6 protein-coding genes are annotated in these 10,026 nt (G+C 69.6%); 3 read left to right on the forward strand and 3 right to left on the reverse strand.

Going from position 1 to position 10,026, the window contains the following annotated elements; genetic code table 11:
- Positions 1-67 precede the first annotated feature (67 nt).
- Positions 68-2,881, forward strand: a complete 2,814-nt coding sequence (locus DY218_RS09025) for a DEAD/DEAH box helicase (RefSeq protein WP_128555402.1) — start codon at positions 68-70, stop codon at positions 2,879-2,881.
- Positions 2,882-2,893: 12 nt separating this feature from the next.
- Here the strand turns inward: DY218_RS09025 and DY218_RS09030 are convergent, their stop codons facing one another.
- The 3 genes from DY218_RS09030 to DY218_RS09040 all read right to left on the reverse strand — a co-directional run bounded on the left by DY218_RS09030 (position 2,894) and on the right by DY218_RS09040 (position 5,862).
- Positions 2,894-3,931 carry a pseudouridine synthase gene (locus tag DY218_RS09030; protein WP_128555403.1) on the reverse strand — a complete coding sequence of 346 codons (1,038 nt, stop codon included), beginning with the start codon at positions 3,929-3,931 and terminating at the stop codon, positions 2,894-2,896.
- Between the two features lie 115 nt (positions 3,932-4,046).
- On the reverse strand, positions 4,047-4,898 hold the full coding sequence (locus tag DY218_RS09035; RefSeq protein ID WP_128555404.1) for a siderophore-interacting protein: 852 nt from the start codon (positions 4,896-4,898) through the stop codon (positions 4,047-4,049).
- 49 nt (positions 4,899-4,947) lie between these two features.
- Positions 4,948-5,862 carry a 5'-3' exonuclease gene (locus tag DY218_RS09040; RefSeq protein WP_128555410.1) on the reverse strand — a complete coding sequence of 305 codons (915 nt, stop codon included), beginning with the start codon at positions 5,860-5,862 and terminating at the stop codon, positions 4,948-4,950.
- Positions 5,863-6,247: 385 nt separating this feature from the next.
- On the opposite strand from DY218_RS09040, the gene DY218_RS09045 reads away from it, so the two are divergent.
- Positions 6,248-7,354 (forward strand): quaternary amine ABC transporter ATP-binding protein, encoded by a 1,107-nt coding sequence (locus DY218_RS09045; protein ID WP_128555405.1) that lies wholly within the window; start codon positions 6,248-6,250, stop codon positions 7,352-7,354.
- Entirely contained in the window at positions 7,347-9,968 is a 2,622-nt protein-coding gene (locus tag DY218_RS09050; protein ID WP_128555406.1) for an ABC transporter permease/substrate binding protein, read from the forward strand. Before DY218_RS09045 ends, DY218_RS09050 begins: the two co-directional genes overlap by 8 nt.
- The last annotated feature ends 58 nt before the right edge of the window (positions 9,969-10,026 follow it).

Raw genomic sequence — 10,026 nt, forward strand, 5'->3', positions numbered from 1 at the left:
GGCGTGCCCGGTGCGTGGATGAAGACAGCGACCTGTGTCAGCGGTGGCGGGTAGGCTCGAAGGCAAGATGACAGAGGACCTCTCACCGGCCGAGCGGTACGAGGCAGCACGTAAGCGGGCTGTCGAGCAGGCCACCGCACTCGCGTCCTTCCGCGAGATGTACGACTTCGGTCTGGACCCGTTCCAGATCGAGTCCTGCCAGGCACTCGAGGCGGGCAAGGGCGTGCTGGTCGCCGCCCCCACCGGCTCGGGCAAGACGATCGTCGGCGAATTCGCCGTGCACCTCGCCCTGAGCCAGGGCAAGAAGTGTTTCTACACCACGCCGATCAAGGCGCTCTCGAACCAGAAGTACGCGGACCTGGCCCGCCGTTACGGCTCCGACAAGGTCGGCCTCCTCACGGGGGACAACAGCGTCAATGCGGACGCCCCGGTCGTCGTCATGACCACCGAGGTCCTGCGGAACATGCTGTATGCGGGCTCCCGTTCGCTGCTCGGCCTCGGGTACGTGGTGATGGACGAGGTGCACTACCTCTCCGACCGCTTCCGTGGCGCCGTCTGGGAGGAAGTGATCATTCACCTCCCCGAGTCGGTCACCCTGGTCTCACTGTCGGCCACGGTGTCGAACGCGGAGGAGTTCGGCGACTGGCTCGACACCGTCCGCGGCGACACCGCGGTGATCGTCTCCGAGCACCGGCCCGTGCCGCTCTTCCAGCACGTCCTGGCCGGCCGGCGGATGTACGACCTCTTCGAGGAGGAGTCCTCGGCCAAGAAGCGCGAGGTCAATCCCGATCTGACGCGGATGGCGCGGATGGAGGCCAGCCGCCCGGTGCACGGCCGCGACCGGCGCCGCGGGCGGCACATGCGCGAGGCGGACCGCGAGCGCGAGCGCCGGCAGCGCTCCCGGATCTGGACACCCGGCCGCCCCGAGGTGATCGAGCGCCTGGACGCGGAGGGGCTGCTCCCCGCCATCACCTTCATCTTCAGCCGCGCCGGCTGCGAGTCCGCCGTACAGCAGTGCCTGTACGCGGGCCTGCGGCTCAACGACGAGGCGGGGCGCCGCCGGGTGCGCGAGATCGTCGAGGAGCGCACGGCGGCCATCCCGGACGAAGACCTGCACGTCCTCGGGTACTTCGAGTGGTTGGAGGCCCTCGAGCGCGGCATCGCCGCCCACCATGCGGGCATGCTGCCGACCTTCAAGGAGGTCGTCGAGGAGCTCTTCCTGCACGGCCTGGTCAAGGCCGTCTTCGCCACCGAGACCCTGGCCCTCGGCATCAACATGCCTGCGCGCTCGGTGGTGTTGGAGAAGCTCGTCAAGTGGAACGGCGAGCAGCACGCCGACATCACCCCCGGCGAGTACACCCAGCTCACCGGCCGGGCCGGCCGCCGCGGCATCGATGTCGAGGGGCATGCCGTGGTGCTCTGGCAGCGCGGGATGAACCCGGAGGAGCTGGCCGGCCTCGCCGGCACGCGCACGTACCCGCTGCGCTCCAGCTTCCGGCCCTCGTACAACATGGCGGTGAATCTGGTCCAGCAGTTCGGGCGGCACCGCTCGCGCGAGCTGCTCGAGACGTCCTTCGCGCAGTTCCAGGCGGACCGGGCGGTCGTCGGCATCTCCCGCCAGGTCCAGCGCAACGAGGAGGGCCTGGCCGGCTACAAGGCCTCGATGACCTGCCACCTCGGTGACTTCGACGAGTACGCCCAGCTGCGGCGCGCCCTCAAGGACCGAGAGACGGAACTGGCCAAGCAGGGCGCCGTGCAGCGCCGGTCCGCCGCGTCCGCAGCCCTGGAGAAGCTCAAGCCCGGCGATGTGATCCATGTGCCGACGGGCAAGTTCGCCGGGCTCGCCCTGGTGCTCGATCCGGGCCTGTCCGGCGGGCGGTCCAACGGCCACCGCGGCTTCGAGCACGCCGACGGTCCGCGCCCGCTGGTCCTCACCGCCGAGCGGCAGGTCAAGCGGCTCGCCGCGATGGACTTCCCGGTGCCGGTCGAGGCGCTGGACCGGATGCGGATCCCGAAGTCGTTCAACCCCCGCTCCCCGCAGTCCCGTCGGGACCTCGCCTCCGCGCTGCGCACCAAGGCGGGACACATCAGGCCCGAGAAGCACCGGCGCGGACGCTCCGCCGCGGTGGACGACCGCGAGATCGCGCGGCTGCGCGCCGCCATCAAGGCGCACCCCTGCCACGGCTGCGACGAGCGCGAGGACCACGCCCGCTGGGGCGAGCGGTACACCAGACTGCTGCGCGACACCAAGCAGCTGGAGCGGCGCATCGAAGGCCGTACCAACACGATCGCCCGGACCTTCGACCGGATCGTCAAACTCCTCGGCGAGCTCGACTACTTGCGCGGCGACGAGGTCACCGAGCACGGCAAGCGCCTCGCCCGGCTCTACGGCGAACTGGACCTGCTGGCCAGCGAATGCCTGCGCGAGCGCGTCTGGGAGGGCCTGAGCCCGGCCGAACTGGCCGCCTGCGTCTCCGCGTTGGTCTATGAGGCACGGGCCGCCGACGACGCCATCGCACCCAAGCTGCCGTCCGGGCAGGCCAAGGTGGCGCTCGGCGAGATGGTCCGCATCTGGGGCCGGCTCGACGGCCTGGAGGAGGACTTCCGGATCAACCAGGCGGAGGGCGTCGGCCAGCGCGAGCCGGACCTCGGCTTCGCCTGGGCGGCGTACATGTGGGCGTCCGACAAGGGGCTCGACGAGGTGCTGCGCGAGGCCGAGATGCCCGCCGGTGACTTCGTGCGCTGGTGCAAGCAGGTCATCGATGTGCTCGGGCAGATCGCGGCGGCCGCACCGGCCGAGGGCAGCACGGTCGCCAAGAACGCGCGCAAGGCCGTGGACGCCCTGCGGCGCGGGGTGGTCGCCTACTCGTCGGTCGGGTGAAGCGGGCCGGCGTCAGGCGGCGGGCGGGTCCGGCTCGGCCGGTCCGTCGGGCGCCGGTGTCTGCGCCGCCCAGGCGGCGGGGTCGTCCCAGGCCGTGAGGGTCCGGGAGGTCTCGAAGCGGTGCCGGGCACCGGTGACCGGATCGGTGAACTCCAGGACTCTGGCCAGGAGTTGCAGAGGCCGGGAGAAGTCTGCCCGGTCCGGGTCGCCGACCTCCGGGTACACCGGGTCGCCCAGGATCGGGATGCCCAGGGTGTTCATGTGCACCCGCAGCTGGTGGGTGCGGCCGGTGCGGGGGAGCAGCCGGTAGCGGGCCGTTCCGTGTGCGTGCCCGGGGAAGTCCCCGAGGTCCGGCAGGTCGCGGCGGTCGAGCAGTTCGACGCGGCTCTCCGCGTTGATCGGGCGGTCGGGCAGTTCGCGGGCGGCCATCACGCCGGGGGTCTTCTCGATATGGCTGCGGACCGTGCGGGGGAGCTCGAGATCCGGGCGGTACGGGGCGAGCGCCTCGTACTCCTTGTACACGCGGTGCTGTTGGAAGAGCAGCTGGTAGGCGCCGCGGACCTCGGGGCGGACGGTGAACATCACGAGGCCGGCCGTGAGCCGGTCGAGGCGGTGGGCGGGGGAGAGCCCGGGCAGGTCCAGTTCGTGCCTCAGGCGCGCGAGGGCGGTCTGCGCGACGTGCCGGCCGCGGGGTGTGGTGGCCAGGAAGTGCGGCTTGTCGGCGACCAGCAGACGCTCGTCGCGGTACACGACGTGGATCGGGAACGGTACGGGGGGCTCCGCCGGGAGGTCGCGGTGGAACCAGAGGTGGGTGCCGGCGGCGTAGGGGGTGTGCGAGCCGATCGCCCGGCCGTCCTTGTCGACCACCTCGCCGCGGTGGATCATCGCGTCCACGGTGTGCGCGTCCGCGGGAAGGCGGGCGACCAGGTGGTCGCGGAGGGTCGGCCAGGTGTGGGTGCCCTGGGCGGGGGTGCGGATCCGCATCGGGTCCACGCCGTGCTGCGGGGGCAGCGGGGAGGGTGGGGTCCGTTTGCGGTTTCGTCTGGGCATTGCGCCAGGGTATGGGCTTGTTGTTGCGTTCCAGGCATCGGCCTGGCGGCCTCGTCCTCAATCGCCGGACGGGCTCAAATGGAGCCCGTCCGGCGATTGAGGACGATCCAGGGCGTCACGCCGAAGCGGGTTCGCTCTCCTGCTCCGCCTCCACCGTCGCGTTCCAGTCCCGCTTCGAGGCCTGCCAGCCGTCCTCGTTGTGGCCGAGGCGCCAGTAGCCGGAGATCGACAGGTGCTCGCGCGGGACCTCGCGGTCGATGCGCAGTTGGCGGCGGATCTCCTTCACGAAGCCCGCCTCGCCGTGCACGAAGGCCTGCACACGACCGGCCGGGAAGTCGAGCCCGGCCAGGGTCTCCACCAGGAGCCGGCCGACGGGCTGACCGCCCCGGTGCAGATAGGTGATCTCCACGCCGTCCGGTCCTTCGACCTTCTGCTCCTCCTCCGGCCCCGACACCTCGACGTACGCGTGCACCACGGCGCCGGCCGGCATCCGCTCGATCGCCGCCGCGACCGCGGGCAGTGCGCTCTCGTCGCCGAGCAGCAGATGCCAGTCCGCGTCGCTCTCCGGTGCGTATCCGCCGCCGGGGCCGAGGAAGCGCAGGGTCTCGCCCGGCTTCACGTGCGCCGCCCAGGGGCCGGCCAGGCCCTCGTCGCCGTGCACCACGAAGTCGATCACCAGCTCGCGGCTCTCGGGGTCCCAGCTGCGCACCGTGTACGTACGCGTGACCGGCCACTGATCACGCGGGAACTCCTCGCGGATCCGCTGGATGTCGAAGGGCTCCGGGTACCTCGCGCCCTCCGGCGGGAACAGCAGCTTCACATAGTGGTCCGTGCAGTCCCCCGCCTGGAACTCGGACAGACCGTCGCCGCCGAAGGTGATCCGCTGCATGTGCGGGGTGAGTCGCTCGGTGCGCAGAACCTCCCCGAGGTGCGTCTTCGGCTTCTTGCGTTCCGGACGTTCCGCCACGGAGGCCTCCCTGACCATCAGCTAGCTTAGGTAAACCTAAGTTAACACCTCATCCCTGGAGGATGGAGAGCAGGCGGCGCAGGGAACCTCCCAGACCCCAGCGCTCGGCCAACTCGTCGAGTGCGGCCGGGTCGTGCGGCTCTCGGGGCAGGGTGTGGTCGACCTCGGGCACCGGGACGTCGCCGGCCACCTTGACCACCTTGGGGGCCACCGCGATGTAGGGCCGGGACTCGTCCAGGCGGCGGCGCTGGGTGGGTGTCAGCTTCGACGTGCGGTCGTCCACCGCGGCCATGATGCCCGCCAGGTCGCCGTACTCCGCCAGGAGCTTCGCCGCGGTCTTCTCGCCGATGCCGGGGACGCCGGGCAGACCGTCGCTCGGGTCGCCGCGGAGCAGCGCCAGGTCCGCGTAACCCGGGCCGTCCACCGCGTACTTCTCGCGCAGCAGTGCCTCGTCGGTGATCTGCAGGGTGCCGACGCCGCGCAGCGGGTACAGCACGCGGATCGCGCGGGCGTCGTCGACGAGCTGGAAGAGATCGCGGTCGCCGGTGACGATGTCGACCGGGCCGGGGGCGAGGCCGGTCAGGGTGCCGATCACGTCGTCCGCCTCGTATCCCGCGACGCCGATACGGGCGATGCCGAGGGCGTCCAGTACGTCCTCGATGATCGGGACCTGGGGCGAGAGGGTGTCGGGGATCTCCTCGGTGTCCGGGTCGTCGGTCTCGGCCGGGGCCTCCTCGGCCACCCGGTGTGCCTTGTACGACGGGATGAGGTCGACCCGCCACTGTGGGCGCCAGTCGGCGTCCATGCAGGCCACGAGGTCGTCGGGGCGGTGGTCGAGGACGAGGCGGGTGATGAACTCGAGCAGACCGCGCACCGCATTGACCGGGGTGCCGTCCGGGGCCTTCACGGAGTCCGGGACGCCGAAATAGGCACGGAAGTACAGGGACGCGGTGTCGAGGAGCATGAGGCGACGTGTTTGCTGGGTCACACGGGCATCATGCCGCAGCCCACTGACAGCGGCTCCCGCGACGGCGTGCCTGCCCGGCGCGGGCGGATCGGGCGGAGGGTCCGGTGCCGGGTCGGGCGCCGGGCCGGGCGGCCTCCCCGGGGGTGCGCGAACCGTGAATCGTCAGGGTGCGTTCGCGGAGAACCATGGGTAAACGTCTGCGCAATGTGAGCTGGAACACTCATGCGTTTGTTGTGAGTAAGCCCGGGCAGGAGCGAACTCGGAGCGATCCCGATTGCGGTTTCAACTAACTGTTGTTCGGGCCGAGACGGGCCGACCCCGTCCGCTCCACGGCCCGCCGGCGGGGGAGGCGGGCCGTCCACGTTCGACACGAGAGGTATATGTGTCCAGGCTTCAAGCCGAGCACCTCTACAAGGTGTTCGGGAGACAACCCGAAGACGGCGTGCGCAAGCTCGAAGGCGGTGCCGACCGCGACGAGCTCCGGGCCGAAGGCACGACGGCCGCGGTGATCGATGCGTCGTTCACCGTCGAGCCGGGCCAGATATTCGTCGTCATGGGTCTGTCCGGCTCCGGCAAGTCCACCCTTCTTCGCATGCTGAACGGACTCCTGGAGCCCACGGCCGGGCGCGTCATGTTCGACGACCAGGATCTGACCGCACTCAACCCGCGTGACCTGCGCGCCGTGCGCTCACGGAAGATCAGCATGGTCTTCCAGCACTTCGCGCTTTTCCCGCACCGCAGCGTTCGTGACAACGCTGCCTACGGCCTCGAGGTGCAGGGCGTCGAGCGCGAGGAGCGCACCCGCCGGGCGAACGAGGCCCTCGAACTGTGCGGCCTCGCCGGCTGGGAGGACTCCTGGCCCGACGAGCTGTCCGGCGGTATGCAGCAGCGTGTGGGCCTGGCCCGTGCGCTCGCGACCGACGCGGACCTGCTCCTGATGGACGAGTCCTTCAGCGCGCTCGACCCGCTGATCCGGCGCGATATGCAGGACCAGCTGCTCGAGCTCCAGAAGACCCTGAAGAAGACCATCGTCTTCATCACCCACGACCTGAACGAGGCCATGCGGCTCGGCGACCAGATCGCCGTGATGCGCGACGGCCGCATCGTCCAGACCGGCACCGGCGAGGACATCCTGGTCCGCCCGGCCAACGACTACGTACGCCGCTTCGTCGAGGACGTCGACCGCACCCGGGTGCTCACCGCCGGCTCCATCATGGAGAAGGCCAAGGCCGGGCAGACCCTCGACAAGAAGAAGGTCGCCGACGGCGACAGCGCGAGCGTCACCGCCGAGACCCCGGTCGCCGAGCTCTTCGGCCCGCTCTCCGACGGCAGCACCGAGATCGAGGTCACCGGCGAGAACGGCGAGCTCATCGGCGTCGTACCGCGCGACCGGCTGCTCTCCGTACTCGCCGAGGACCCCCGGTTCGACGAGCTCGAAGGCGGAGTGCCGGAGCCGCGGGACGCCAAGGTGGTGAAGTCCGGTGCCTAGGTTCCAGTTCGGTGACTGGGTCGAGGACGCGGTCAAGTGGCTGCAGACCCACCTCGCCTGGCTCTTCGACGCCGTCAAGGCCGTGCTCGGCGGCATGTACGACGGGGTCTACGCAGTACTCAGCGGTGGCGAGCCGCTGCTCATCGCGGGCATCTTCGCGGTCGTCGCCCTGTGGCTGCGCGGCCTGCTGCCCGGCGTACTCGCCTTCGTGGGCTTCGCCCTGATCGACAGTCTCGGGCTCTGGGACGACGCGATGGCCACGCTGTCGCTCGTCGTGGTCGCCGCCGTGATCACCATCGTGATCGCCGTGCCGCTCGGCATCTGGGCCGCGCAGAACAGCAAGGTCAGCGCCGCCGTACGGCCGGTGCTCGACGTCATGCAGACCATGCCGGCGTTCGTCTACCTGATCCCCGGCGTGATGTTCTTCGGCGTCGGCGTCACCCCCGGTGTCATCGCCACCATCGTCTTCGCGATGCCGCCCGGCGTACGCATGACCGAGCTCGGCATCCGGCAGGTCGACGGTGAACTGGTCGAGGCCGCCGAGGCCTTCGGCACCAGCCCGAAGCACACCCTGACCCGGGTGCAGCTGCCGCTCGCGCTGCCGACGATCATGGCCGGCATCAACCAGGTCATCATGCTCGCGCTCTCCATGGTCGTCATCGGCGGCATGGCGGGCGCCGGCGGCCTCGGCGAAGAGGTCTACGCGGCGATCACCCAGCTGCAGGTCGGCCTCGCCGCCGAGAGCGGTGTCGCGGTGGTCATCCTCGCCATGTACCTCGACCGCATGACCGGCGCGCTCAACCAGCGCGTCTCGCCGCTCGGACGCCGTGCCGCCGCCAAGGCGCAGGCCGCCGCGGGCAAGCTCAAGTTCGCGCACTACCGGCCCGGCACCGCCGTGGCCACCGTCGGTGTGGTCGTCCTCGCGCTCGTCGCGGGCGGCCTCAATCTGGCCGGCTCCGACGACAAGGGCGCCGCCGAGGCGGGCTCCGACGTCGGCAAGGGCAAGAAGATCTCCATGGGCTACATCCCCTGGGACGAGGGCATCGCCTCCACGTTCCTGTGGAAGGAGATCCTCGAGCAGCGCGGCTACGAGACCGACATCAAGCAGCTCGACGCCGGCCCGCTGTACTCCGGTGTCGCCCGCGGCGACGTCGACTTCCAGACGGACGCCTGGCTGCCGACCACGCACAAGGACTACTGGGACAAGAACGCCGAGAACCTCGAGGACCTCGGTTCCTGGTACGGCCCGACCTCGCTCGAGCTGACCGTCCCGAGCTACGTCAAGGGCATCGACTCGCTCGAGGACCTCAAGGGCCAGGGCAAGAAGTTCAAGGGCAAGATCATCGGCATCGAGGCCAGTGCCGGAATGATGAAGACCCTGAACGACAAGGTCCTCAAGGAGTACGGCCTCGAGGGCGAGTACAAGGTCGTCTCCTCGTCGACCTCCTCGATGCTGGCCGAGCTGGACCGCTCCATCAAGAAGAAGGAGCCGGTCGTCGTCACCCTGTGGTCCCCGCACTGGGCCTACGGAGCCAACGACCTGAAGAAGCTCAAGGACCCGAAGGGCGCCTGGGGCAAGGGCGAGCAGATCCACATCGCTGCGCACAAGGGCTTCTCCAAGAAGGACCCGACCGTCGCGAAGTGGCTCAAGGACTTCAAGTTCAGCGAGAAGCAGCTCACCAGCCTCGAGAACGACATCAAGGCAGCCGGTGAGGGCAAGGAGCAGGACGGCGTCAAGGCCTGGCTCAAGAAGAACCCCGGCGTGGTCGACAAGCTCGCCCCGGTCCCCGGCGGCGAGAAGAAGCAGGGCAAGGAGGCCGGCAAGGCCGTCAACATGGGCTACTTCCCGTGGGACGAGGCCATCGCCACCACCTACCTCTGGCAGAACATCCTGGAGGACCGCGGCTACAAGCCGTCCGTGAAGCAGCTCGACCCGGGCCCGCTCTACACCTCGCTCGCCCAGGGGCAGATGGACGTCCAGTTCGACGCCTGGCTGCCGACCACGCACAAGGAGTACTGGGACAGATACAAGAACAACCTGTCCGATCTCGGCTCCTGGTACGGCCCGACCTCCCTGGAACTCTCGGTGCCCAGCTATGTGAAGGGCATCGACTCGCTCGAGGACCTCAAGGGCCAGGGCAAGAAGTTCAAGGGCAAGATCATCGGCATCGAGTCGAGCGCCGGTGAGATGAAGCTTCTCAAGGACAAGGTCCTCAAGGAGTACGGCCTGGAGGGCGAGTACGAGGTCGTCTCGTCCAGCACCTCCTCGATGCTGGCCGAGCTGGACCGTTCCATCAAGAAGAAGGAGCCGGTCGTCGTCACTCTCTGGTCCCCCCACTGGGCGTACGCCACGCACGACCTGAAGAAGCTCAAGGACCCGAAGGGTGCCTGGGGCGAGGGCGACCAGATCCGCACCGTGGGCAAGAAGTCCTTCGGCAAGGACTTCCCCGAGCTGACCAAGTGGTTCAAGGACTTCAAGCTGTCCGAGAACCAGCTGGCCACGCTGGAGGCCGAGATCCAGAAGGGCGGTGTGGGCAAGGAGAAGGAGTCCGCCCGCCGCTGGATGGACGCCAACCCCGAGGTGATCGACAAGCTGGCGCCCGTCAAGGACTGACGTCCGAGGGCGGCACACCGGTAAGCGGGTGGGGCCCGCCGCAGGTCATTCGGCCTGC

Origin of the sequence: Streptomyces triticagri, from assembly GCF_003429565.1 — a bacterium.
Classification (GTDB): Bacteria; Actinomycetota; Actinomycetes; order Streptomycetales; family Streptomycetaceae; genus Streptomyces; species Streptomyces triticagri.